This window comes from Leifsonia sp. KNZ12-8B, assembly GCF_056755495.1.
Genome location: NZ_JBPGXM010000052.1, coordinates 1 through 22,936 on the forward strand (window position 1 = coordinate 1; position 22,936 = coordinate 22,936).

Genomic DNA, 22,936 nt, shown 5'->3' on the forward strand with positions numbered 1-22,936 from the left:
GCGCGGCCAGCCCGACCGTCGAGGTCCTGATCGTCGCCCGGCTGGTCCAGGGGCTGGCGGGCGGCGTCGGCATCGTCATCGCGCAGGCGGCCGGCCGCGACGTGTACGAGGGCGGGAGGCTGATCCGCTTCTACGGACGGCTGACGGTGATCGGCGGGTTCGCCGCGATCGTCGGGCCGCTGCTCGGCGGGGCGCTCACGGCGGTGCTCGACTGGCGCGGGCTGTTCCTCATCCTCGCCGCCATCGGCGCCGTCATCCTGGCCTGGGTCGCGTTCGGGCTCCCGGAGACACTGGCTCCGGAGGCGCGCACGGCCGCCGGGTTCGCCGTCATCGGGCGGGATCTGCGGCTGCTCGTCTCGGACCGCCGCTTCGTCGGCGCCGTGGTCGCGCAGGGCTTCGTCTACGCGGCGCTGTTCGCCTACCTCAGCGGCGCCACCTACGTGCTGCAGGGCGTGTACGGGCTGTCGCCGCAGGGCTACGCGCTCGCGTTCGGGCTCAACTCGGCGGGATTCATGGTGTGCGGCCACCTCGCGGGCCGCGCCAGCGAGAAGTGGAGCGTGCCGGGCACGCTGACCGTCGGGCTGGTGGTAGCCGGCCTCGGGGCGCTGGGGCTTCTGGCCGCCGGCCTGACCGCCGTCCCGCTGGGCATCGTCATCGTGTCGCTCCTCCTGCTGGCGGCGGGGACCGCGATCACCAGCCCGCCCTCGACGACCATCGCGCTCGCGGACTACCCGCAGATCGCCGGGACGGCCTCCTCCCTCCTCGGCGCCGCCCGCTTCGCCTTCGGCGGGATCGCGGCCCCGCTCGTCGGGGTCGCCGGCGCGCTGAGCATCCTGCCGCTCGGCCTCGTCACGACCGTGTCGATCGCGCTGGCCGGCCTCACCGCCCTCGTCCTCCTCAACCGTCCGGCCCGGGTCACCGCCCCCGCCGGCACCGACCACCTCGCAACGGAAGGAACCCCCACATGCGTGGAGTAGTCATGCACGCCCCGCGGGACGTCCGCGTCGAAGAACGCGACGACCCGACCATCCTGGAGCCGACGGACGCGATCATCCGCGTCTCCGCCGCCTGCATCTGCGGCTCGGACCTCTGGCCCTACCGCGGCACCGATCCGGTGACCGAGCCGACCCCGATGGGCCACGAGTACGTCGGCGTGGTCGAGCAGATCGGCGACGCCGTGACGGACGTCGCGGTCGGCGACCTCGTCGTCGGCTCGTTCTTCGCCTCCGACAACACGTGCGAGATCTGCCGCGCCGGCTACCAGTCGCACTGCGTGCACCGCGTCCCGATGGGCGCCATGGGCACGCAGGCGGAGAAGCTGCGCGTCCCGCTCGCCGACGGCACGCTCGTCGTCGTGCCGGGCGCGCCGACGCCGAAGCAGCTCCGCGGCCTCCTCGCCGCCTCCGACGTGCTCGGCACGGGATGGTTCGCCGCGGTCGCCGCGGAGGCCGGGCCCGGCAGGACGGTCGCGGTCGTCGGCGACGGCGCGGTCGGCCTCCTCGGCATCCTGGCGGCGAAGCAGCTGGGCGCCGAGCGGATCATCGCCATGAGCCGGCACGCCGACCGCCAGGAGCTCGCCCGGCGCTTCGGCGCCACCGACATCGTCGCCGAGCGCGGCGACGAGGGCGTGGCCAGGATCAAGGAGCTCACCGACGGTCTCGGCGCGCACTCGGTGATCGAGGCAGTCGGCACGCAGGAGTCGATGCTGCAGGCCATCCGCGCCACCCGCGCGGGCGGGCACGTCGGCTACGTCGGCGTCTCGCACGACGTGGAGCTGCCGGGCCTCGAGCTGTTCTTCTCCGGCGTGCACCTCCACGGCGGCCCGGCTCCGGTCCGGCGCTTCCTTCCGGAGCTGATCGAGCTGATCATGAAAGACGAGATCGACCCCGGCGCGGTGTTCGACCTGACCCTCCCCCTGGCGGAGGCGGCCGAGGGCTACCGTGCGATGGACGAGCGCCGCGCCACGAAAGTCCTGCTGGAGACGGAGAACGCATGAACATCGAACCGACCGCCCCGACCGTCAAGAACCCGCCGGAGCAGTTCGCCGGCGACGTCTGGGTCGACCCGATCGCGAGCCCGCACGAGGACGACCAGCGGATGACCGTCGCGCTCGTCCGCTTCGCCCCTGGCGCGCGCACGGCCTGGCACTCCCACGCGCGCGGCCAGTACCTCCGCGTCACCGCCGGGGTCGCCAGGTTCGGCGACCGCGACGGGAACATCATCGAGGTGCGGCCCGGCGAGACGCTCTACACGCCGCCCGGCCAGGACCACTGGCACGCGGCCGCGCCCGGCTGCTTCATGGAGCACATCGCCATGCTGGAGTCCGCCGACGACCCGGCCGACACCACCACCTGGAAAGAGCACATCACCGACGACGAGTACGAGGGGCGCGCATGACCGGCGAGAGCTCCGGCTGGACCGGCGGGCAGCGCGCCTTCGGCGACTTCGCCCCCGGCCTCGTCCACTACACCGACGAGGTGCTGTTCGACGAGGTGTGGGAGCGGCCGCAGCTGTCGAAGCGCGACCGCAGCCTGATCACGGTGACCGCGCTGCTGACCGGCGGGAACGTCGACCAGCTGCGCTTCCACCTCCCCTTCGCCGTGCAGAACGGGGTGACCAGGGAGGAGCTGATCGAGGCCATCACGCACCTCGCCTTCTACGCGGGCTGGCCCAAGGCGATGTCGGCCATGACCATCGCGAAGGAGCTGTTCGCGACGGAGGACAGCGGCACCGAGGGAGGCGACCCCGCGTGATGATCCTGGTGACCGGCGCGTCCACCGGCCTCGGCCTCGCCACCGCCGACACGCTCGCCCGCGCCGGCCACCGGGTCGTGCTGCACGCGCGCCGCCCCGACCGCCTCACCGATCCGGCCGTCGCCGAGCAGATGCACGCGGTCGTCTTCGGCGACCTCTCCGACATCGAGGAGACCCGGGAGGTGGCCCGCCGCGCGAACGACCTCGGCCGCTTCGACGCCGTCATCCACAACGCGGGCGTGATCGACGGCCCGGTCACGGCCGTCAACGTGATCGCGCCCTACCTCCTGATGGCGTCGCTCACTCCCCCGCAGCGGTCGATCGTGCTCAGCAGCGGGATGCACCGCTCCGGCTCCACCGACCTCGATCGCGCCTTCCGCGGCTCCGGCGACTACTCGACCAGCAAGCTGCTCGTCACGGCGCTCGCCCTCGCGCTCGCCGACCGCACCGCCACGCTCTCGCACGCGGTCGACCCGGGCTGGGTCCCCACCCGGATGGGCGGCCGCGGAGCCCCCGACAGCCTGGAGGAGGGCCACCGCACGCAGGAGTGGCTCGCCACCGCCGACCCGGCCGGGATCGACCCGCGGACGGGCGGATACTGGTATCACCGGCAGCCGCGGGCCCCGCACCCGGCGACCACCGATCCGGTGTTCCAGGAGGCGCTGCTGCAGCGCCTCGCCGACCTCACCGGGGCCTCGCTGCCGCGCGACTGAGCCCTCCCGACACCGCGGCCTGAGCGCGAGAGCGGGCCGTCGCGGGAGCCTCACACCGCCGCGGTCCGGATGCGCACCTCCCGCTCCATCCGCTTCTCGTGCCGCTCGCGCCCCTTCGCGGCCTCGAGCTCGCGGCTCTTGGGCGGGGCGTTGGTGACGAGCTGGTCGAGCATGCGGCGGGTCGCCTCGGCGATCTCGTCGATCGCCTGCTCGAACGCGGCCGCGTTCGCCCGGGACGGACGCGTGGAGCCGCTGACCTTGCGCACGAACTGGAGGGCGGCCTCCCGCACCTCGTCGTCGGTCGTCGGCGGCTCGAAGTTGTGAAGGCAGCGGATGTTGCGGCACATGCGGCGACGATAGCGCCGGTCGGCGCTCGAGAGAAGGGCTGGACGTCCCCGTCTCACCCCACCCGCGCGCCGCGCCGGTTGGGCGCCTCGATCTCGGCGGCATCCACGAAGGTGCGCGCGACCGTGTCGCCGTCGACGTCCAGCCAGAGGTGGAGCCTGCCCGCCCCTCCCGGTGCCGGGATCCGGAGCGTGACGGGCTCGGAGACGACGTACGGCGAGACAGTCACCTCCTCCCCCGCCTCCGCGGTCGTCGGGTCGAGGGTCGCCGCCGGAGAACCGGCAGCGGCCCACGCCGCGAACACGGTTCCGGTGATGCCGGACTCACCGTGATGCGACACCCTGACACCCAGGGCGAGAGGCCCGTCAGGGACGGGGATGTCCGCGCCGGCGCGTGCCGGCACGAGGTCGACCACCAGGACCGTGTCGGCGTTGATGTCGGCGGGGTCGAGGCCGCCCCAGTCCTTGGGGCGACGCTCGGCGTCGAGCAGGCCGGCCATCTCGTGCTCGACATCCGTGAGCTCGGTGTAGACGTAGCCGGCGAAACGGTCGTGACGGCGGAGCTCCTGGGTCTGCCAGCGCACGTGCCAGGCCCGCTCCAGGCTGGTGAACCCGGCTCCGAACTCGCTGTTCAGGATGGGCACTCCGCGGCGGGGGACGTCGGCCGAGCCGTAGAAGGACTTGTCGACGACGAAGTCCGGTCCGAGTCTCACCTCGAACTCGTCCTTCTCGCCCGCGGCGAGCGCGGCCACGTTGGCGGCCCACGCCGCCGGGTCCTCGTCGTAGTAGTGCCAGTCGACCAGGTCGGTCCGCACGTGAGCCCAGCCGGAGTTCTCGACGATCGGGCGGGAGTCGTCCAGTGCGCGCATGGTGTCGTAGGCGTGCACGGCGGCCTCGGCCCGCTCCGGGCTGCCGGGGATGTCCCAGTCGAGACCCCACTCCTCGTTGTACAGGCCCCACACCACAATGGAGGGGTGGTTCCCGTCGCGGCGCACCAGGTCGGGGAGCTGCTCCTCGAACGCCCGGGCGGATGCCGGGGTGTAGCGGCTCGGGCAGGCGGGCTCCGCCCAGACGAGCATCCCCATCCGATCGGCGTGGTGCAGCCAGCGCGGCTCCTCGAACTTGAGGTGCTTCCTGACCAGGGTGAAGCCGAGCTCGCGGGCGAGCTCCAGGTCGCGGACGATGGCCTCCTCGCTGGGCGCCGTGAGGCCCGACTCCGGCCAGTAGCCCTGGTCGAGCACGCCCCGCACGAAGAAGCGGCGACCGTTGAGGAAGAGCTGCTCGCCGCGGGTCTCCACACGCCTCAGCCCCGCTGTCGCGACAACGCGATCGGCCGAGACCCCGTCGCCGACGCGGAACTCGACCGCGTACAGGTGCGGGTCGGCCGGGCTCCACCGCCGCGGCTCGTCGACGCCCAGGAATCCCTCGAAGCGGCCGTCGGCGCCGGTCACGAAGACGGTCTCCCGCCCCTCGATCGCGGCGACGACCGGCGTGCCGGCCGGGGCGTCTCCGGCGAGGGAGCCGGTAACCGTGAACCCGGTCAGGGAGTCGCCCCGCAGCGCGGCGGAGGCGATGTACGTCCGCCCGCGCGCCTCCACCCAGACGGACTGCCAGATCCCGGAGGTCGGGGTGAACGAGACGCCGTCGTAGTCGTCGCGCGGGATCGACCGCTGCTTGCCGTGCGGGATCTCGCGCTTGTCGGCCGGTGCGTCCACCTCGACGACGAGCTCGGCGGGAACCCCGGGGCGCACCACGTCGGTCAGGTCGAATTCGAACGACGTGTAGCCGCCGGTGTGCGTGCCGACCACGCTGCCGTCCACGAGCACGCGCGCCGCATGGTGCACGGCGCCGAAGCCGAGGACGAGGCGCCGGCCCTCCCACTCCGCCGGCACCGCGAAGGTCCGCCGGTACACCGCGCGCTCGAGCCAGGTGCGGCGCACGCGGGACGCGCTGGTCTCCCACGCGAACGGGACCACGATGGTCGCCGGTTCGCCGCCCTCCGGCTCGAAGTCCCATTCCCCGTTCAGAGAGACCCAGCGCTCTGAACGGTCGAAGTCGGGTCGCGGGTACTCGGGCTTCGGGATCGACATGGATGGAGTGCCTTTCGTTCGTTCGGTGCGCATGGCGATCAGCCCTTGACGCTGCCCGCGAGGATGCCGTTGATGAAGTGCTTCTGGAGCACGATGAACAGGATGAGCAGGGGGATGAGGGCGACGGAGCTCGCGGCGAGCAGTTCGCCGGTGACGGTCGCGTAGTCGGCCCCCACCTTGTTCCCCGAGATGTTCTGGGCGAGCGTGGAGAGCACGACCTGGAGCGTCGCCATCCGGCTCGAACTGGCGACGACCACCGGCCAGACGAAGTCGTTGTAGATGTTCATGATGGTGAGCACGGCGAGGCCGGCGAGGCCGGGGCGGATGACCGGGACGACGATCCGCCAGAAGATGCCGAACTCACCGCACCCGTCCACTCGGGCTGCATCGAGCAGCTCGTCGGGAACGGCGGAGATCACCTGGCGCATCCAGAAGATCGCGAAGGCGTCGACCGAGCCGGGGAGGATCAGCGCCTGGTAGGTGTTCACCCAGCCCAGCTCCTTCATCTCCAGCAGCAGCGGGATGATGAGCACGATCGTCGGAAGCATCAGCGTCACCAGCACGGTGCCGAAGAGGACGTTCTTGCCCCGGAAGTCGTACTTGGCGAAGGCGTACCCCGCGAGGGGAGCGCAGAACAGCGTGATCGCCCCCTTCACGACGAGGACGATGCCCGTGTTGAGGAATCCGGACGCGATGGGGACGTCCTGGAACATCCCGCGGAAGTTGTCGAGCGTGAAGGCGGCCGGGTCGAAGCCGAGCGGATCGCGGATGATCTCGCCGGCCGGCTTGAAGGCCGAGAGGATCGCCCAGGCCACCGGCGCGAGGAACGCGACGGTGAGGATGATCAGGAACACGTTGGACCCGATGAGCGGCCGGCGACGGAGGGGGCGGGACCCGGCCACGGCGTGCGACGCGGCGGCGCGGGTGGTGTCTGCGGTGGAGGTCACGGTCAGTCCTTCGCCCGGAGGAGCCGTACGAATCCGAGCGACAGCGCCATCACGACGATGACGAGCAGGAACGAGTTCGCGGCGCCCGTGCCGAGATCGGCCCGGGTGATGTGGTTGTAGAGGAAGAGCCCTGCGGTCGTGGTCGAGCCGTACGGCCCGCCCTTCGTCACGACGAACGGCTCGGCGAACATCTGGAACACGGCCAGCGTCTGCAGCACGACGGCGAACATGATCGTGCGCCGCAGCAGGGGCACCGTGATGCTCCAGAGCTGCCGCACCCGGCTGGCGCCGTCGATGGACGCCGCCTCGTAGATGTTGGCGTCGATCGACTGCAGGCCGGACAGCAGGATGATGATGATGAATCCGCTCGTCTTCCAGAGGAAGAGCAGCGCCAGCGTCGGCTTGGCCCACTGGCTCGTCACGAGCCACCCGACGTCCGGGAGTCCGACGAGGTTCAGGACCCCGTTCACCGCGCCGTAGTCCTGGTCGAACAGCACGATCCAGATCTGCGCCACCGCGACGAGCGGGGTGACGAAGGGCACGATGAAGGCGACGCGGTAGAACCCCCGGAGGCGGAGCTTCGCGTTGTCGAGCAGGACGGCCACGATGGTGCAGAGGACGAGCTGCGCGGGGACGATCAGCAGCCAGAGGATGCCGGAGTTCGCCAGCGACGACCAGAAGGCGCTGCTGCCGAGGAGGTAGGCGTAGTTGCCGAGGCCGACCCATTCCGCCGCGCCCGCTCCGTGCCAGTTCGTGAAGCTCAGCCGCAGCGTGAACAGGAGCGGGTAGATGCTGAACGCGAGGAACACCGCGACGAAGGGCAGCACGAACAGGTAGGGCGCGATGGCTCTGCGGATCGAGTAGCCTCTGCTCCCCCGACTGGTGCGCGGGGGTGCTGTCGGTGCTGCGGTCGTCGTCACGGGTGTTCCTCGGTTCGGCGGTCGGGTCGGCCCGGCATCGCTACTGGCGGTCGATCAGGTTGGACTGGATGTCTTTCGAGGACTGCTCGATGACCTGCTCCGGGGTGAGGGTTCCGTCCAGCATCTTCTGGATGTCGTTCCCCAGGTAGTCCACGGCTCCGGCCCACCAGGTGGGCAGCGGCGCTCCGCCGGGGATCTCCTTCCCGGCCTCGATCGCGGTCGACCACAGGTCCTGGTTCCCCATGGCCTCGATGGGGGCGAAGAGCGGCTTGTCCGGGTTCGCCGCCGGCTCGTAGGCGGGGATGGACGTGTTGAGGCCTCCCGGGTAGACGTCGTTGGGCCCGTAGACCGCGGTGTAACCGGCCTCGTCGTACATCAGGAACTCGTAGAAGAGCCAGGCCAGCTGGGAGTTCTCACCCTCCTTCGGGAGCACGAACGACGAGCCGCCCATCGCGCCGCTGCGCGCGCCGCCGTCCTTCCAGGCGGGCAGCGGCATCGCCCGCCAGTCGCCCTTGGTGGCGGTCAGCTGCTGCTGAGGCGCGAAGTCGAACCAGATCGACCACGGGTAGAAGACCTCGTCGCCGGCGTCGAGGGCCCCGATGTCGCTCGGGCTGAGGTACTCGGCACGGGTGCCGAGGCCCTGCTTCTGGACGTCGTCCAGCCACCCGAGGATCTGCTTGTACTCCGGGGAGTCCAGCCGCAGCTTCCCGTCCGCGTCCGCGATGCTCGTCCCGAGCTGGCTCGCGTACATCTCGAGCTGGAGCTGCCCGAGGAAGGCGCTCTGCTCCAGGTGGATGGGCTTCGCTCCCGGCTTGAACTGCTGGTACTTCTCGGCCGCTGCGATCAGGTCGTCGTAGGTCGTGATGGACGCGGGGTCGATGCCGGCGGCGGTCAGCGCCTTCTCGTTGTAGAAGAGCAGCCCGGGGTCGAGGTCGAACGGCACGCCGTAGATGCCGCCCTTGACCGTGTTGACGTCGATCTTCTGCGGGGCGATGTCCTTCGAGTACGGCTCGAGCACATCCTTCAGGTTCCACAGGTAGTCGGCGTACCCGCCGACCTTCGCGTCGTCGAGGAAGACCCCGTCCGGCACGTCCGTGCCGGTGATGAGGGTGTTCTGCAGCTTCGCGTCGATGTCGACGGCCTCGTGATGGACCGTGATGTCGGGATACACCTTGTTGAAGTCGGCGATCGCGGCGTCGAAGACCTTGAAGAGGTCGCCGGAGCGGTCCCAGATCGTGATCTCGCCCTTCGGCGACTTCTCGGTGGGGGCGGCGAGCATCGTGCTCGAGGCGGTGGGATCGCCCGACCCGATGTCGGGTCCGCACCCGGACAGGCCGACGGCGACGAGGCCGGCTGCGCCGAGGGCGATCAGCCGCGTTGTCGCGGCACGGCGCCCTTTCGAGGTTGTGAGCTTCATGACACTCCTTTGTGCGGCCATTTGCCAACGTATGCAAAACGGTACAGCATGTTTGCAACGGTTGCAAACGCTAGGATGAGGAAGCTCCGCAGGCGGGAGGGAGGGAAATCATGCCGGCAACGCTCCGCGATGTCGCCGAGCGCGCGCGCGTCTCCGTGCGGACCGTCTCCAACGTCGTGAGCGGCTACGAGCACGTCAGCGAGAAGATGCGCGCACGCGTCCAGCAGGCCATCGACGAGCTCGGCTACCGCCCCAACCCCGTCGCCCGCACCCTCCGGACGGGCCGGACGGGGCTGCTGGCCCTCGTCGTGCCGGAGATCGACGTGCCCTACTTCAGCGCGCTCGCGCGAGACGTGATCCGGGCGGCGGGGGACGTCGGGTACCAGGTGATGATCGACCAGACCGGCCACGACCACGACCGGGAGCAGGACCTCCTCCGCGGCACCGACCGGAACATGCTGTTCGACGGGATGCTGTTCGCCCCGCTCGCCACCGAGGCCGAGCTCCGCGAGGTCAACGCGTCGCAGGGCATGCCGCTCGTGCTCCTCGGCGAGCACACGTTCGACGGCCGGTTCGATCACGTGGCCATCGACAACGTCCAGGCGGCCGTGGACGCGACCGAGCACCTGATCGCCATCGGCCGGACCCGCATCGCCGCGATCGGCGCACAGCCGAAGGAGCACTACGCGACCCCGCAGCAGCGGACCGAGGGCTATGCCAAGGCGCTCGAGTACGCGGGCCTGCCGCTCGACGCGTCCCTCACCCGGGCCGCCGACCACTACAGCAGAGCCGACGGGTACTCGGCCGCATCGTCCCTCCTCTCCGCGTCGCCACCGCCGGATGCGATCTTCTGCTACTCGGACCTCCTCGCCATGGGTGCGACGCGAGCCGTGTTCGACGCCGGGCTGCGGGTGCCGGAGGACATCGCCATCATCGGCATCGACGACATCGACGAGGGCCGCTACGCACGGCCATCGCTGAGCACGATCTCGCTGGACACGCCCTTCATCGCCGAACAGGCGATCGCTCGCATCGTGGCGAGGATCGACGACCCGAACCTGCCGGCGGAGGAGATCGTCGCACCGCATCTGCTCCTCCCGCGCGAGAGCACCGGAGCGCACGAGGACCGCCGGCCGCATCCGCTGCGCTGAGCTCGGCGGGCGGCGAGCTCGACACCCGGGGTGCCGCACTGGTTCGGGCGGCGCTCAGCCGGTCAGCCGGTCAGCCGCCCAGCCGCTCAGCCGCTCAGCCGCTCAGCCGCTCAGCCGAGCGTCCGCGCGGCGGACGCGAGCAGCACCTCCACCAGCTCGATCAGCTCCTCGAGGGCGACCTCCCCCGGCTCGTCGGGCAGGCTGCCCCGGCGCGGCGCGTGGCCGGATTCGAGGGCGGCCACGACGTCGACGGCGAGCTTCCAGCGGAGGGCGATGGCCGCATCCACCCCGGCGCGGAGCTGGGCGCGTGAGACGCTCGGCGCGTCCTCGCGGAAGGCGTCGATGTACGCCTCCACCGCGTCGTCCAGGACCGACCGGATGACGTGCACCGACGCGTCGCCCCGGCGCGGCGAGAACAGCAGCGAGGCGAGGTCCGCGCCGACGGTGCCAGGACCCACCGACTCCCAGTCGATGAGCACGGTCGCGGTGGAGGTGCGGAATACGTTCGCGCCGACGGCGTCGTGATGGCAGATGGTGTGCGGGAGCGCCTCGAGCACGGCGCGCACCCGCGGCTGCGCGAGGATGAGCCGCTCGATGTCGGCCAGCCGGCCGCCGAAGCGAGCGAGGGCCTCCGGATGCGCACGCCGCACGGTGGCGAGACCCCGCTCGACCGCCTCCGGCTGGCCGTGCCGGTCGATCCAGCCGGTGAAGAACCACGGCTCTGCGCTCGGGCGGCCGAACCAGTGGCCGTTCATCCTCCCGAGGTCGCCGGCGGCCGTCACGATCGCGTCCGCCTCCAGCGGCCGGGGCCCCTCGTGCCGCACGTCCTCGATCCACAGGGTGATCGCGCCGTCGGGCTCCAGGAGCGTGTCGTAGGCGCGCGGAGCGCGGATGCGGGCGGGCATGTCGTCGAACAGCCCCGACCGGTACGCGTCCAGCTCGCGCACGCCGTTGTCGTACAGGTAGGGCGCGGCCAGGTGCGGCCCTTCGGTGCGCTTCTCGATCAGCGACCAGGCGCGGCGCTCCCCGTCCACGACGGCCTCGCCCTCGATCCGGCTCAGCTCGCGGTGGGCGAAGAAGGCGTCGTACGCGAGGGTGGTCCGCCGGATCGGACCGGCGGCGACCGCGTCACCCAGCATCGCGCCGATGGCCGCCTCCCGGGTGCCTGCGGTCGCGCGATCCATGCTCCTATGCTGCCGCATCGGGAGCGGGAGGCGGCGTGGCGGCGTCCCTCACGCCTCCTGCGCGCCGGCCGTGTACCGCTGGTGGGCGACGAAGTGGCCCGCGAAGGTGGCCGCGATCGTGAGCGCGCCCGCTACGAGGAGTCCGGCGCCGAAGTGCACCTGGAGCAGGAGGGCTCCGGCGCACGCCCCCGCGAGGATCAGCACCACCGCGAGAAGGCGTCTCGGGAAGTTCTTGCCCGTGCCGCCGGCGAGGCGCGACTCCGACGCCAGCCCCACGATGGTGGAGGTGACGACCACCGTCGTCACGTCGGCGACCGCGAGCTTCCGTGCCGCGGCGGCCTGGAGGCCCATCCCGGCCGCCAGCACGCCGGTGATCGCGAAGGCCCACGGGGTGTCGGTGCGGGGCGGCGCGATGATCGCGGCGACACCGAGAGCGGCCAGCAGGCCGCCGACGACCCAGAACGCCGCACTCGTCGGCGTGGACCAGCCGGCGTGCGCGCGCCGCAAAACGGCTCCGCCCGCCGCCGCGCCGACGAGGAAGGCGACGAGCGCGATGGTCGGCCCGATGATCGGCAGCCCGTCCGCCTGCGCGAGGGCCATGCCCAGGATCACCACGTTCCCGGTCATGTTGGCCGTGAACACCCGGTCCAGCCCCAGGTAGCCGACCGCGTCGATGATGCCGGTCGTGAACGTCAGCGTCAGCATCAGAGCGAGGTGGACGTCGGCCGGACGCCCGCGGAACCTCCTCACGACAGCGCCCCGGTCGGCGCGGCCACGACCACGCCTCCGTCGCTGCGCGGGTCGGCGCCCGCCGCGACCCGTCCGGACGCGTCCTTCCTGGCGACCATGGCGTGCCCGGCGTCCGAGTCGAACGCCCGTCCCACCACGATCGGGAGGCCGCCGCGGCGGAGCCGCTGCACGCGCTCCTCGTCCTCGCGGGACTCCACGAGGATGAAGTCGTTGAGCGTGCCCTTCTCCAGGCCGCCGACGATGAACCGCGGAGCGGACACCATCTCCTCCGGTTCGAACCCCTCGAACGCGCGCAGGACGAGCTGCGCGTGGATCTGCGACTGCGCCTTGCCGCCCATGGTCCCGTGGGCCGAGACGGCGCCCCCGTCGTCCACGATGACCGGGACGAGCGTGTGGGCCGGCCGCTTCCCCGCCGCGAGGACGTTCGGCGAAGCCGGATCGAGGCTGAAGAAGGCCGCGCGGTTGTGCAGCACGAGACCCGTCCGCGGTTCGAGCATGAGCGAGCCGAAGGCGTGGAACACGGACTGCACGAGCGAGACCGCCATGCCGCTCGAATCCACCGCCGTGACGGCGATGGTGTCACCGTGGGGCCGCGGCGTCAGCACCGGGGGGACGCGCTCCCCCGACTCCGCGCTCCCGATCGCGTCGCTCGCCGCGGTCGCGAGGGCGACGTCGCTCAGGACACCGTCCACGTCGACCGGCGCGACGTCCGGGTCGGCGAGCAGTGTGTCGCGCAGCAGGTCGCCGCTGTGGAACAGCTCGGCGAGCACGGCCTCGTCGATGGTCGTGACGGGATCGTCGCCGACCGCTTTCTCGGCGGCTCCCAGCGCGCGCAGGAGGGTGAAGCCCTGCGAGTTCGGCCCGGCCGTCCACACCCGGCGCCCGGCGACGGTCAGGCTCAGCGGTGCCTCCACCCGCGGCCGGTGCTCGGCCAGGTCATCGAGCGTCACGGGGACGCCCAGCTCCGCGAGCCCGCGGGCGAGCACCTCCGCCGTCGCTCCCGTGTAGAAGCTCTGCAACCCGTCCTCGGCGAGCGCCGACAGTGTCGACGCGAGCGCGGGCTGCCGCACGACGGCCCCCTCGCCGACCGGCTCGCCCCCGGGGAAGAACACCGAGCGCATCCCCGGGTCGTGGATGAGCCGCTCGCGATCCTCCAGGAGCGCCTCGGCGAGGCCGCTGCTGACGGTCATGCCGTCGCGTGCCAGGGCGATGGCGGGCGCCAGGACCCGGGCGACGGGCAGGGTCCCCCATCGGTCGAGCATCGTCAGCCAGCCGGAGACGACACCGGGGACGGAGACCGTCAGCGGCCCGGCCGTCGGCAGGATGCGGCCCGCGCCGACCAGCTCGGCGGTGTCGACGGCGGACCCGTAGCCGCCGGACGCGTTGATGGCGGCGGTGACGCCGTCGGCCCTGACCAGCGAGATCATGTCCCCGCCCGCGCTGCACATGTGCGGGTACACGACCGTGAGGACGATCGCGGCGGTGACCGCCGCGTCCACGGCGTTCCCGCCGTCGGCGATCACCGCCCTGGCGGCGTCGACGGCGTCGACGTGCGGGGCGGCCAGAGCGATTTCGGGCGCGATGGGAGAAGTTGTCATGGATCCAGTCCTCGTGATGGCGCACGGTCCGGGTGCGCGGGATGTCGGTGGGCGCGGTCTGTCGATGGCGCGGTCGGGGCGGCTAGGGCGTGGGGCGTCCGAAGTAGGCGGCATGCAGCTCGTCGTCGTCGAGCATCGCCGCGGCCGGTCCGCCGTGCGAGATCCGGCCGGTCTCCATGAGGTACCCGCGGTGGGCGATGGACAACGCCATGCGAGCGTTCTGCTCGACCAGCAGCACGCTCGTCCCTCCGGTGTTGATCTCGGCGATGAGCTCGAACATCTGCTTGACGACCAGGGGCGCCAGACCCATCGACGGCTCGTCGAGCATCAGCAGCCGGGGGCGGCGCACGAGCGCGCGGGAGAGCGCCAGCATCTGCTGCTCCCCGCCCGACAATGTGGCGGCGGTCTGGTGGGCGCGCTCCCGCAGCACCGGGAACAGCCCGTAGATCCGATCGAGCTCGCTCCGCAGCTTGTGCGGGCTCCCCCAGGTCGCGATCTGCAGATTCTCGAGCACGGTCATCCTGCCGAAGATGTGGCGTCCCTCCGGCACGAGCGACATCCCCTTCCGGACCCGCGCCTCTGCGCTCGCACCGGCGAGCTTCGCGCCGGCGAAACCGACCGCGCCGGAGGACCGGACGAGCCCGGCGGTCGCGCGCAGCAGGCTCGACTTGCCCGCGCCGTTCGCGCCGACGATCACGACGAGCTCGCCGTCGTCGACGGTGAGGGATGCGTCGCGCACCGCTGTCACGGCGCCATACCGCACGGACAGCCCTGAGATGTCGAGAATGCTCATGCGTCGCTCCCCAGATACGCCTCGAGTACCGCCTGATCCGCCCGGACGGCGGACGGAGTGTCCTCCGCGATGACCTCGCCGTGGTCGAGGACCACGATCCGGTCGCACACGCCCATGAGCAGGTCCATGTCGTGCTCGATCAGGACGACGTCGACTCCCGCGTCCCTGATGCGGCGGATGAGCTCGCCGAGCGCACGGGTCTCGGTCTCGTTCATCCCGGCCGCCGGCTCGTCGAGCAGGAGCAGGCGCGGCTTCGTCATGAGCGCGCGGGCGATCTCCACCCGCCGCTGATGGTCGTAGGTCAGTGTGGAGGCCCGGCGGGATCGCGTCTCGGCGACGCCCGCGAACCGCAGCAGCGCGTCGGCCTCGGCCAGAGCCACCGCCTCGTTCCTCCGTTCCCGCGGGAGACGGAGGATGAACGACGGGACCCAGCCGCGCAGCCGCTCATGCGCCCCGACCAGGAGGTTCTCCAGCACCGTCATGTCCCAGAACAGACGCACCGTCTGAAACGTGCGGGCGATGCCGGCGACGCTCACCCGGTCGGAGTCGAGGCCCTCGATGCGGTCGCCGTAGAAGGTGATCGCTCCGTGCGACGGCCGGGTGACCCCGGAGAGGATGTTGAGCATCGTCGACTTGCCTGCGCCGTTCGGGCCCATCAGTCCGACGATCTCGCCGCGCCGCACGGTGAACGAGACCGACTTCAGCGCGGTGAGGCCGCCGAACGTGCGCCCGACGTCCTGGACGGAGAGGACGACGTCCCCGGTCTTCGCGTCGGGGGCCGCCGCATCGGAGGCCGCCGCGTCGGCGACGCGGAAGGCGGCCGTCTCGTCGACCGTCGTCGCCGGCGCGGTCTCGTGCGCCGAGTGCCTGGTCAGCCGCAGCCGCCGGGACACGATGCCGCCCGGGCGCAGGATCATGAGCAGGATCACGATCAGCGCGAGCATCCCGGTCTGGAACTCGGGGTGCGCCTGCACGAACGGCCAGTTGCGGGCGATCGCCTCGAAGAAGATCCAGACGATGGCGCCCACGACCGGTCCCCAGAAGGTGCCGGCACCGCCGAGGATCACCAGGCTCAGGACGACGAAGTTGTCCTCGAGCGTGAAGCTGTCCGGGTTGATGAACTGCTGCATGTGGGCGAAGAAGACACCGGTCACCCCGGCGACGCCGGCGCCGCAGATGTAGGCGAGGAGCTTGTACCGCCGGGTGCGGATCCCCATCGACGAGGCCACCAGCTCGTCCTCGCGGATCGCCACCCAGGCCCGCCCGACCGGCGAGGCCGTCAGACCGGCGACGGCGAGCAGGATGCACACCGCGACCACCAGGACGACGTAGTAGTTCTCCGCCGCGACGCTGAACACCCCGGAGCCGAGCTGGAACGACGGGATCCCGCGGATGCCGACCGAACCGCCCGTGAGGTCGATCCAGTTGATGGACACGATCCGCACGATCTCGCCGAAGGCCAGGGTCATGATCGCGAGGTAGTCGCCGCGGGCGCGGAGCGTGGGATACCCGATGACGGCTCCGGCGATCCCGGCGAGGACGAGCGCGAGCACGACGCTGGCCGGCAGCAGCCACCACAGCGAGGCGGGGTCGAAGTGCCAGGTGTCGATGAACAGCCGCACGGTGATGATCGCCGTGGTGTACGCGCCGACGATGAAGAAGGCGATGTACCCGAGGTCCAGCAGCCCCGTCAGCCCGACGAGGATGTTGAGACCGCTGGCGAGCGCGACGTAGACCAGGGCGAGGGCCGCGACGCGGACCCACTGGTCCCCGGGCAGCAGCGCCGGGAGGAGGACCGCGACCAGCCCGACGAGGGCGGGGACGGCGACGCGCCTGAGTCGCGCCGAGGTGGAGCGGTTGCCCGCGACTGCTTCAGACACGATCACACCTTCACGATCTCGCGGCGGCCGAGGATGCCCTGCGGCCGGAGCGCCAGGATGAGGACCAGCACGCCGAACGCGATGACGTCGCGGTAGGCGGAGCCCTGGGGCACGTAGGAGGCGGCGAGCTCTTCGACGACCCCGATCACGAGGCCGCCGACGAACGCACCCGGGATGCTGCCGATCCCGCCGAGCACGGCCGCCACGAGCGCCTTCAGCCCGGGCACGAAGCCCATGGCGGCCGCGACGAAGCCGTACTTCTGCGAGTAGAGGATGCCGGCGAGCGCCGCCATCACCGATCCGAGGACGAAGGTCGTCGAGATGACCTTGTCCACGCCGATCCCCATCAGCCGTGCGGCGTCGCGGTCCTGCGCGGTGGCGCGGATCGCCCGCCCGATCGGCCAGAACCGGACGAGCGCCCAGAACGCGGCCGTGGCGAGGATCGCCACCGTGAAGATCACCACGTCGATCGGCTGCACCCGCGCCCCGAGGAATTCGAGGGCGGGCCCGAGGTCGGGTGCGGGCACCGGCAGCTGCGACGCGCCGAAGACGAACGTGCCGATCGCCCGCAGCAGCATCGACACCGCGATCGCGGTGATGAGCATGGAGAGGATGGGTGCGTTGCGCAGCGGCCGGTAGGCGATGCGCTCCACCAGGAGGCCGACCACCGCGCCGACGACGAGCCCGATGCCGATCGCGGCCCACTGCGGCAGCGCCGGTCCTCCGACGGCCTCGCCGGCGAGCACGACGTTCGCCTGGCTCGCCACCAGCGCGCCCACGGCGCCGAACATGAAGATCTCGCCGAACGCGAAGTTCACCATGCCCAGCACGCCGTAGACGACGCTGAAGGAGACCGCCAGCAGACCGTAGATGCCGCCGAGGGCGAGTCCGTTGACGAGTGTCTGGATCACGTGGCCGGGTCCGCTCAGTCGGCGGCGACGAAGGCGCCGTCGGCCAGCGTCAGGAAGAGCACCGTGCCGACCCGGTCGCCCTTGTCGTCGAACCCGATCGAGCCCGTGACGCCCTCGTAGTCCTTCGTCGCGGCGAGCGCCTTCGCGACGGCCGCGCGGTCCGGGCTGCCGGCCTTCTCGATCGCCTTGGCCTGGATGCCGACGGCGTCGTAGGCGAGCGCGGCCCACGAGCTGGGAGCCTCGCCGTACTTGTCGGTGTAGGCGGAGACGAAGTCCTTCGCCTTCCCGGTCGCCGCGGCGGCGTCGAAGGCGGAGTAGACCTTGATGCCCTCCACGGCGTCGCCGCCGAGCGCGATGAGGTCGGGGCTCACGGCGCCGTCTGTCGCGTAGAGCTGGGCGTCCGAGCCGCTCGTCCGGACCTGCTTCGCGATCTTCGCCGTCTCGGTGTAGAAGCCGCCGATGAAGATGCCGTCCGGGTCGTCCGCCAGGGCCTTGTCGACGAGGGCGCTGAAGTCCACGGCGCCCAGCTGGTACGCCTGCGAGCTCGTGACCGTGCCGCCGGCCTTCTCGAACGCGTCGCCGAACGCCTTCGAGATCCCCTGTCCGTAGTCGTCCTGCTGGTAGAGCACGGCGATCTTCTCGGCGCCGTCCTCGTGGACGTGGGTTCCCATCGCCGCGCCCTGGTACGCATCGGTGAACACGTCGCGGAAGAAGGAGGGGCTGGCGCCGGAGAGCTCCGGCGACGTGACCGCGGAGGCCACGACCGGCAGGTCGCACTGCTGGTAGATCGGGACGGCCGCGAGGGCGACGCTGGAGAAGCTGTAACCGAGCACGGCGGTCACGGCCGAGTCGTCGCAGAACTTCTGGGCGACGACGGGGCCGTTGGCGGGCGATCCCTGGTCGTCCGTCGACTCGACGGAGACCTTCTTGCCGTCGATGCCGCCGGCTGCGTTGAGCTCCGCGACGGCCAGGTCGACCCCGTTGCGCAGGTCGAGCCCGTAGCTCGCGAAGTCGCCGGAGAGGGTCGCGGTGAAGCCGAGCTTGATCGCCGAGCCGGACGAGTCGGAGCCGGTTCCGGCGGAGCAGCCGGCGAGGAGGACGGAGCCCGCGATGCCCACGGCGATGGGGGCGACGAGCCCACGCAGGAACCGGGCGCGAGCGTTGCTGGTGTGAGTCATGTCAGTTGACCGTTTCTATCGTGAGGACGTTTTCGAAGCAGTGGTTGCTCGCCAGGGCGGCGACGCCGATCGTGGCGCGTCCGCCGATGCCGTTCTCGGGCCCGAACACGTCGCGGAACAGGTCGGTCGCCCCGCTGGAGACCAGGTGGACGTCGGTGAACCCGGGAGCCACCGCGACGTAGTTCAGCGACCCGACGAGGCACTTGACCTCGTCGAGGCTGCCCAGGGCGAGCCTGATCGTCGCGAGGCAGTTGAGCGCGGTCTGGCGCGCGGAGGCGTAGCCCTGCTCGACCGTCACCTCCGCCCCCAGACGACCGGGGTACTGGGGGAAGTGCTCCTGGCCGACGATCTCGCCGACGTGCCCGGAGAGGAAGAGAAGGGTGCCCGTCTTGTGGAACGCCTTCATCGAGCCGTAGGAGGTCCCGTGGTACTCGTCGTGCGAGTAGTCGGGGATGTCGAGGCCGAGTTCCCTCACTCGGGATTCGAAGGATCGGGGCATCGGCGAGGCCTCCTCAATGCGGTGCGGTTACAAGGTGATTTATCGTGACACCTCAGGAAAAAAATGTCCATAGCGGAAATCTGTTCGCCCACATTCCGTAACCGGGACGAAACACGCCGCGCCGCTGACGCGCCGCGGCGGATCAGGCCGGGCGGCCGCTCGTCGACTCGCGGATGAGGAGATCGACCGGGAACCGCTCCAGCGGTGCGGCCTCCACGGCGGCACCCGTCTCCGACGGCTCCAGCTCCTGCATCAGCAGCTCGGCGCACCGGGCGCCGAACGCCTTCGCGTGCAGGTCGACCGCGGTCACAGGAGGATCGGAGAGCTGCATCTCGCGGCTGTCGGTGTACGCGGAGACGAGGATGTCGCTCCCCACCGTCAGCCCGAGCGCCCGCGCGGCCGAGACGGCTCCGACCGCCGAGCCGTCGGGGACCGAGATGATGGCGTCGGGCCGGCGGTCGAGCGACAGCAGCTCCGTCGACACGGCGCGGACCTCGTCGGCCGTGAACCGCTGCGTCGAATCCCGGACGATCGGCTCCACCCCGTGCGCCGCGCACCACTCGAGGTAGGCGCTGCGGACGTCCTGGCCCCAGGTCGTCGTCGGCGGCGGCGCGATCAGCGATGGCCTCCCCGCCCCGCGCTCCCGGAGGTGGTCGAGCAGCCGCTGCACGGCCTCGCGATGATCCGAGTACACCGTCCGGCGCGGCTGGCGGTCGCCGGCGACCCGGTCACCGCTGACCACGGGGAGGCGCCCCTCCAGGATCCCCGTCACGGTCTCGTCGCCGATCGGCGGGTCGATCAGGATGAAGCCGTCCACGTGCGAGCGGCGCGCCAGCGAGCGGACGTTGCTCTCGGTCATGATCGTGACGGAGAGCGACCGGCGGGACGCGACCTGCACGACGCCGAACAGGAAGTCCATGTAGTAGGCGAGGCCGGTGTTGCTCTCCGGCAGGTAGACGCCGATCGCGCCGGCGCGCGCCCGGCGGAGGTTCTGCGCGCCGACGTTCGCGACGTAGTCCAGCTCCTCGGCGAGCGCCTTCACCCGCGCCCGCGTCTCCTCCGAGATCCGGCCGGAGCCCGCCAGGATCTGGGACACCGCCGTCCGCGACACCCCGGCGATGCGCGCGATGTCAGCCAGCGTCGCAGGCTTCCCCGAATCCACAGGTAGAACGTAGCATCAGCGTTCTCGCCGCCGCGGCTGCGCGTCAGGCCGGCGACGCCGAGGACCGCACCACCGACCGCGCCGCCCGCGCGATCTCCTCCGCCGCGAGCGCATCGCCCATCGGCAGCCGCACGACCGCGGCCTCCTCGACGCCGAGGTCGCCGTAGACGGTGTGCAGGGCCGCGACCACGGAGCCCACTGCGCCCGAGAAGTCGCCCAGCTCGGCGGTGGCGAGGGCGGGTGAAACCCGGAGGTTCTGCTCCAGGGCGGCGCGATAGCGATCGAGGGACGACGCCAGCGAGTTCGCGATGCCTCCGCCGAGCACGATCGTCTGGGGGTCGCACGACACGGTCGTCGCGGTCAGCACCACGAGGAGCGCCTGGTCGAAGTGGGCGCGGAGGGATTGCAGGGCCGGTCCGGCGTCGGCCGCGAACAGCTCGGTCGGGGCCTCGAGCTGCAGGCCGGCCTCGGCGGCGCGGCGCAGGATGCCGCCGCCGGTCACCATGTGCTCGAGGCGCGTGCCGAGCGGGCCGATCGGCAACTGGCCGAACTCGCCGATCAGGCCGCGTTCGCCCCGCAGGATGCGTCCGTCGACGGCGAGACCGGCACCCAGACCGAAGCCGATCGTGAGCATCGCCGCGTTCGGCGTGCCGCGCGCGGCGCCGAAATGCAGTTCACCGAGGAGGGCGTAGTTCGCGTCGTTCTCGAAGTGCATCGCGCGCCCCGTCGCCCGCTCCACGGAGGCGAGGAACGTCGGCGACTCGACGACGGGCAGGTTCGGCGCGTTGGACACGCTGAGGTCGCGCTGGTTCACCGCACCCGGGAGGCCGAGGCACACGTGCTCCACCCGGTCCCAGACGTCGCCGGCGGCCGCGCGGACCGTCGCGCCGATCCAGTCGGCGAGGCCGGCCTCCGAGAGACCCACCGGCGTCGGCACCTCTGTCGCGAGCACGGGATGGGCGAGCAGGTCGGCGACGATGATGCGGGTGTTGGAGGCGCCGAGGTCCACTCCGACCACGTACACACGGTCCGCGACGATATCGAGTCCGACGGCGCGGCGGCCGCGGGACTCCGAGACGATCTCGGTCGTCTCGGTGACGATGCCCTCCGCGAGGAGCTGGTCGACCGCGCGGCTCACCGTCGCCGGGGAGATCCCCGTCACCTGGGCGATCTGCTTCCGGCTGGCCGGCCGCGAGCCCAGAAGGGCCGTCAGGACAGCATTGCGGTTGATCTCCCGAGTGTCCTGAACCATCGCGCCCCTTTGTCATCAGCGTGAGTCCGAAACTAGCCCAACAGTGCCCGCATCGCCACCCGACTGGCCTGAGCATCAGGATTTACGGCTCCGAAATCTGTTCGATACATTCTGGCGCTTGACTTTGATTGCTTGCTGAAATCAAAATGGCTTCAGCAAGTCAACGGCGACGGGGCGCGAGCTCCCGGGGGACGCCACCACGACGGATTCTTCAACCCGGTCCCGGAAGGTCACCAACCATGAGCACAGCACGTCCCACTCGGCGTCTCGGCAAGCGCGCCGCGTTCGCCGGAGCACTCGCCATCGCCCTCGCCCTCGCCGGCTGCTCCGCCGGCACGCAGGCGTCGACATCCTCCACCCCCGCCGCCAAGCCCAGCCTGGAGTTCACCGGCCCCAACGGCGAGAAGCCCTCGGCTCTCTCCGACCTGTCGCTCACCGACGACGAGAAGGCCAAGGTGGAGGACGGGAAGTACACCGCGGCCTTCGTCTGGCACACCTCCTCCGACTTCGTCAGCGCCGTCGAGAAGGGCGCACGCGACGAGTTCAAGAAGCTCGGCATCGACGTCGTCGCCAGCACGCAGGCCAACTTCAACGCGGCGACGCAGGCGAACAACGTCCAGACGGTGCTCGCGCTGCACCCCAGCATCATCGTCACCATCGCCGTCGACCCGACCTCGGCCGCCAAGGCTTTCAAGCCGGCCGTCGACGCCGGCACCAAGCTCGTCGTCATGACGACCCCGCCGGCCGGCTACAAGGCCGGCACCGACTTCGTCTCCATCGTCACCGAGGACCTCACCGCGGCCGGCCGCGACAACGCCGAGATCCTGGGCGACGCGCTCGGCAAGAAGGGCGAGGTCGGGTACCTCTCGTACAACGCGAACTTCTGGTTCACGAACCAGCGCGACAAGGCGTTCAAGGACTGGCTCGCCTACGAGTACCCGGATGTCAAGATCGTCGACTCCGAGGGCTTCGCCGACGAGACGGCCACCCAGACGGTCGCGGCGGCCATGATCGCCAAGAACCCGAACCTCAAGGGCATCTACGTTTCCTGGGCGACCGCCGCTCAGGGCGTCCTCGCCGCGATCAAGGCCTCCGGCCGCACCGACATCAAGGTCGTCACCAACGACCTCGACACCACGCTGGGCGCCGCGATGATGTCCGGCACCAACGTCGCGGGCATGGTCGGCAACGGCTCCATCGGCATCGGCACCGGCCTCGCGCTGGCGGGCGCATACGGCGTGCTGGACAAGAAGGCGCCGGAGCTCGTCGCCTCCGTCCCGACCAAGGTGACGAAGTCCAACCTCGACGAGGGCTGGAAGTCCGACTACGGAACCACGCCGCCGTCGAGCGTCACCGGCGGCTGACGCCCCGAACCGGGGGGGGGGGGGGGGGGG

The 22,936-nt window shown here is 71.1% G+C and carries 22 protein-coding genes; 7 read left to right on the top strand and 15 right to left on the bottom strand.

All coding sequences use genetic code 11. The annotated features are described in order from the left end of the window. The 5 genes from ACR9ZG_RS09630 to ACR9ZG_RS09650 form a co-directional block, all read left to right on the top strand. Positions 1 to 977: MFS transporter (locus ACR9ZG_RS09630; RefSeq protein ID WP_481284609.1), on the top strand; the 977-nt coding region annotated here is incomplete at its 5' end. Continuing rightward, positions 965 to 1,996 (top strand): zinc-dependent alcohol dehydrogenase family protein, encoded by a 1,032-nt coding sequence (locus ACR9ZG_RS09635; RefSeq protein WP_481284610.1) that lies wholly within the window; start codon positions 965 to 967, stop codon positions 1,994 to 1,996. The genes ACR9ZG_RS09630 and ACR9ZG_RS09635, both read left to right, overlap by 13 nt. Continuing rightward, complete coding sequence (locus ACR9ZG_RS09640; RefSeq protein WP_481284611.1) at positions 1,993 to 2,397, top strand: (R)-mandelonitrile lyase; 405 nt, start codon at positions 1,993 to 1,995, stop codon at positions 2,395 to 2,397. Before ACR9ZG_RS09635 ends, ACR9ZG_RS09640 begins: the two co-directional genes overlap by 4 nt. After that, positions 2,394 to 2,753 carry a carboxymuconolactone decarboxylase family protein gene (locus ACR9ZG_RS09645; RefSeq protein WP_481284612.1) on the top strand — a complete coding sequence of 120 codons (360 nt, stop codon included), beginning with the start codon at positions 2,394 to 2,396 and terminating at the stop codon, positions 2,751 to 2,753. Before ACR9ZG_RS09640 ends, ACR9ZG_RS09645 begins: the two co-directional genes overlap by 4 nt. Then, complete coding sequence (locus tag ACR9ZG_RS09650; protein ID WP_481284630.1) at positions 2,753 to 3,466, top strand: SDR family NAD(P)-dependent oxidoreductase; 714 nt, start codon at positions 2,753 to 2,755, stop codon at positions 3,464 to 3,466. The genes ACR9ZG_RS09645 and ACR9ZG_RS09650 overlap by 1 nt, the downstream gene beginning before the upstream one ends. A 50-nt stretch (positions 3,467 to 3,516) precedes the next feature. Here ACR9ZG_RS09650 and ACR9ZG_RS09655 read toward each other — a convergent pair whose 3' ends face one another. Genes ACR9ZG_RS09655 through ACR9ZG_RS09675 form a run of 5 tightly spaced genes read right to left on the bottom strand, consistent with a single transcriptional unit; the run spans position 3,517 to position 9,184 of the window. Beyond that, positions 3,517 to 3,813 (bottom strand): DUF2277 domain-containing protein, encoded by a 297-nt coding sequence (locus ACR9ZG_RS09655; RefSeq protein ID WP_481284613.1) that lies wholly within the window; start codon positions 3,811 to 3,813, stop codon positions 3,517 to 3,519. Between the two features lie 53 nt (positions 3,814 to 3,866). Beyond that, a complete protein-coding gene (locus tag ACR9ZG_RS09660) occupies positions 3,867 to 5,900 on the bottom strand; it encodes a glycoside hydrolase family 2 protein (protein ID WP_481284614.1) in 2,034 nt (677 codons plus the stop codon). Between the two features lie 38 nt (positions 5,901 to 5,938). Next, positions 5,939 to 6,847, bottom strand: a complete 909-nt coding sequence (locus ACR9ZG_RS09665; protein ID WP_481284615.1) for a carbohydrate ABC transporter permease — start codon at positions 6,845 to 6,847, stop codon at positions 5,939 to 5,941. Between the two features lie 2 nt (positions 6,848 to 6,849). Further along, on the bottom strand, positions 6,850 to 7,767 hold the full coding sequence (locus ACR9ZG_RS09670) for a carbohydrate ABC transporter permease (RefSeq protein WP_481284616.1): 918 nt from the start codon (positions 7,765 to 7,767) through the stop codon (positions 6,850 to 6,852). 40 nt (positions 7,768 to 7,807) lie between these two features. Continuing rightward, positions 7,808 to 9,184: an ABC transporter substrate-binding protein gene (locus ACR9ZG_RS09675; protein ID WP_481284617.1), complete on the bottom strand. Its 1,377-nt coding sequence runs from the start codon at positions 9,182 to 9,184 to the stop codon at positions 7,808 to 7,810. A gap of 110 nt (positions 9,185 to 9,294) precedes the next feature. On the opposite strand from ACR9ZG_RS09675, the gene ACR9ZG_RS09680 reads away from it, so the two are divergent. Further along, positions 9,295 to 10,335: a LacI family DNA-binding transcriptional regulator gene (locus ACR9ZG_RS09680; RefSeq protein WP_481284618.1), complete on the top strand. Its 1,041-nt coding sequence runs from the start codon at positions 9,295 to 9,297 to the stop codon at positions 10,333 to 10,335. Between the two features lie 110 nt (positions 10,336 to 10,445). Here ACR9ZG_RS09680 and ACR9ZG_RS09685 read toward each other — a convergent pair whose 3' ends face one another. The 10 genes from ACR9ZG_RS09685 to ACR9ZG_RS09730 form a co-directional block, all read right to left on the bottom strand. After that, a complete protein-coding gene (locus tag ACR9ZG_RS09685; RefSeq protein WP_481284619.1) occupies positions 10,446 to 11,519 on the bottom strand; it encodes a phosphotransferase family protein in 1,074 nt (357 codons plus the stop codon). Positions 11,520 to 11,567: 48 nt separating this feature from the next. Beyond that, positions 11,568 to 12,269, bottom strand: a complete 702-nt coding sequence (locus tag ACR9ZG_RS09690; protein WP_481284620.1) for a YoaK family protein — start codon at positions 12,267 to 12,269, stop codon at positions 11,568 to 11,570. Further along, on the bottom strand, positions 12,266 to 13,867 hold the full coding sequence (locus tag ACR9ZG_RS09695; protein WP_481284621.1) for a gamma-glutamyltransferase family protein: 1,602 nt from the start codon (positions 13,865 to 13,867) through the stop codon (positions 12,266 to 12,268). The genes ACR9ZG_RS09690 and ACR9ZG_RS09695 overlap by 4 nt, the downstream gene beginning before the upstream one ends. A gap of 82 nt (positions 13,868 to 13,949) precedes the next feature. Then, positions 13,950 to 14,660: an ABC transporter ATP-binding protein gene (locus ACR9ZG_RS09700; RefSeq protein WP_481284622.1), complete on the bottom strand. Its 711-nt coding sequence runs from the start codon at positions 14,658 to 14,660 to the stop codon at positions 13,950 to 13,952. Beyond that, positions 14,657 to 16,540 carry a branched-chain amino acid ABC transporter ATP-binding protein/permease gene (locus ACR9ZG_RS09705; protein WP_481284623.1) on the bottom strand — a complete coding sequence of 628 codons (1,884 nt, stop codon included), beginning with the start codon at positions 16,538 to 16,540 and terminating at the stop codon, positions 14,657 to 14,659. The genes ACR9ZG_RS09700 and ACR9ZG_RS09705 overlap by 4 nt, the downstream gene beginning before the upstream one ends. Before the next feature lie 2 nt (positions 16,541 to 16,542). Beyond that, the gene (locus tag ACR9ZG_RS09710) at positions 16,543 to 17,451 is read right to left on the bottom strand and encodes a branched-chain amino acid ABC transporter permease (protein WP_481284624.1); all 909 of its coding nucleotides are present in this window, start codon (positions 17,449 to 17,451) and stop codon (positions 16,543 to 16,545) included. A 14-nt stretch (positions 17,452 to 17,465) separates the two neighbouring features. Next, positions 17,466 to 18,629, bottom strand: coding sequence for an ABC transporter substrate-binding protein (locus ACR9ZG_RS09715; protein ID WP_481284625.1), 1,164 nt, complete (start codon positions 18,627 to 18,629; stop codon positions 17,466 to 17,468). A gap of 1 nt (position 18,630) precedes the next feature. Then, positions 18,631 to 19,104 (bottom strand): RidA family protein, encoded by a 474-nt coding sequence (locus tag ACR9ZG_RS09720; protein WP_481284626.1) that lies wholly within the window; start codon positions 19,102 to 19,104, stop codon positions 18,631 to 18,633. A gap of 166 nt (positions 19,105 to 19,270) precedes the next feature. Next, a complete protein-coding gene (locus ACR9ZG_RS09725) occupies positions 19,271 to 20,290 on the bottom strand; it encodes a LacI family DNA-binding transcriptional regulator (protein ID WP_481284627.1) in 1,020 nt (339 codons plus the stop codon). Positions 20,291 to 20,333: 43 nt separating this feature from the next. Next, a complete protein-coding gene (locus tag ACR9ZG_RS09730) occupies positions 20,334 to 21,542 on the bottom strand; it encodes an ROK family protein (RefSeq protein ID WP_481284628.1) in 1,209 nt (402 codons plus the stop codon). A gap of 239 nt (positions 21,543 to 21,781) precedes the next feature. Between ACR9ZG_RS09730 and ACR9ZG_RS09735 the strand changes: the two genes are divergently transcribed. Beyond that, positions 21,782 to 22,906, top strand: a complete 1,125-nt coding sequence (locus tag ACR9ZG_RS09735) for a substrate-binding domain-containing protein (protein ID WP_481284629.1) — start codon at positions 21,782 to 21,784, stop codon at positions 22,904 to 22,906. Positions 22,907 to 22,936 lie beyond the last annotated feature (30 nt).

What these genes read in the sequence shown, in the direction of transcription:
- ACR9ZG_RS09635 (WP_481284610.1), top strand. Translation starts at nt 965, where the DNA reads ATGCGTGGAGTAGTCATGCACGCCCCGCGGGACGTCCGCGTCGAAGAA.
- ACR9ZG_RS09640 (WP_481284611.1), top strand. Translation starts at nt 1,993, where the DNA reads ATGAACATCGAACCGACCGCCCCGACCGTCAAGAACCCGCCGGAGCAG.
- ACR9ZG_RS09645 (WP_481284612.1), top strand. Translation starts at nt 2,394, where the DNA reads ATGACCGGCGAGAGCTCCGGCTGGACCGGCGGGCAGCGCGCCTTCGGC.
- ACR9ZG_RS09650 (WP_481284630.1), top strand. Translation starts at nt 2,753, where the DNA reads ATGATCCTGGTGACCGGCGCGTCCACCGGCCTCGGCCTCGCCACCGCC.
- ACR9ZG_RS09655 (WP_481284613.1), bottom strand. Translation starts at nt 3,813, where the DNA reads ATGTGCCGCAACATCCGCTGCCTTCACAACTTCGAGCCGCCGACGACC.
- ACR9ZG_RS09660 (WP_481284614.1), bottom strand. Translation starts at nt 5,900, where the DNA reads ATGTCGATCCCGAAGCCCGAGTACCCGCGACCCGACTTCGACCGTTCA.
- ACR9ZG_RS09675 (WP_481284617.1), bottom strand. Translation starts at nt 9,184, where the DNA reads ATGAAGCTCACAACCTCGAAAGGGCGCCGTGCCGCGACAACGCGGCTG.
- ACR9ZG_RS09680 (WP_481284618.1), top strand. Translation starts at nt 9,295, where the DNA reads ATGCCGGCAACGCTCCGCGATGTCGCCGAGCGCGCGCGCGTCTCCGTG.
- ACR9ZG_RS09685 (WP_481284619.1), bottom strand. Translation starts at nt 11,519, where the DNA reads ATGGATCGCGCGACCGCAGGCACCCGGGAGGCGGCCATCGGCGCGATG.
- ACR9ZG_RS09695 (WP_481284621.1), bottom strand. Translation starts at nt 13,867, where the DNA reads ATGACAACTTCTCCCATCGCGCCCGAAATCGCTCTGGCCGCCCCGCAC.
- ACR9ZG_RS09700 (WP_481284622.1), bottom strand. Translation starts at nt 14,660, where the DNA reads ATGAGCATTCTCGACATCTCAGGGCTGTCCGTGCGGTATGGCGCCGTG.
- ACR9ZG_RS09715 (WP_481284625.1), bottom strand. Translation starts at nt 18,629, where the DNA reads ATGACTCACACCAGCAACGCTCGCGCCCGGTTCCTGCGTGGGCTCGTC.
- ACR9ZG_RS09730 (WP_481284628.1), bottom strand. Translation starts at nt 21,542, where the DNA reads ATGGTTCAGGACACTCGGGAGATCAACCGCAATGCTGTCCTGACGGCC.
- ACR9ZG_RS09735 (WP_481284629.1), top strand. Translation starts at nt 21,782, where the DNA reads ATGAGCACAGCACGTCCCACTCGGCGTCTCGGCAAGCGCGCCGCGTTC.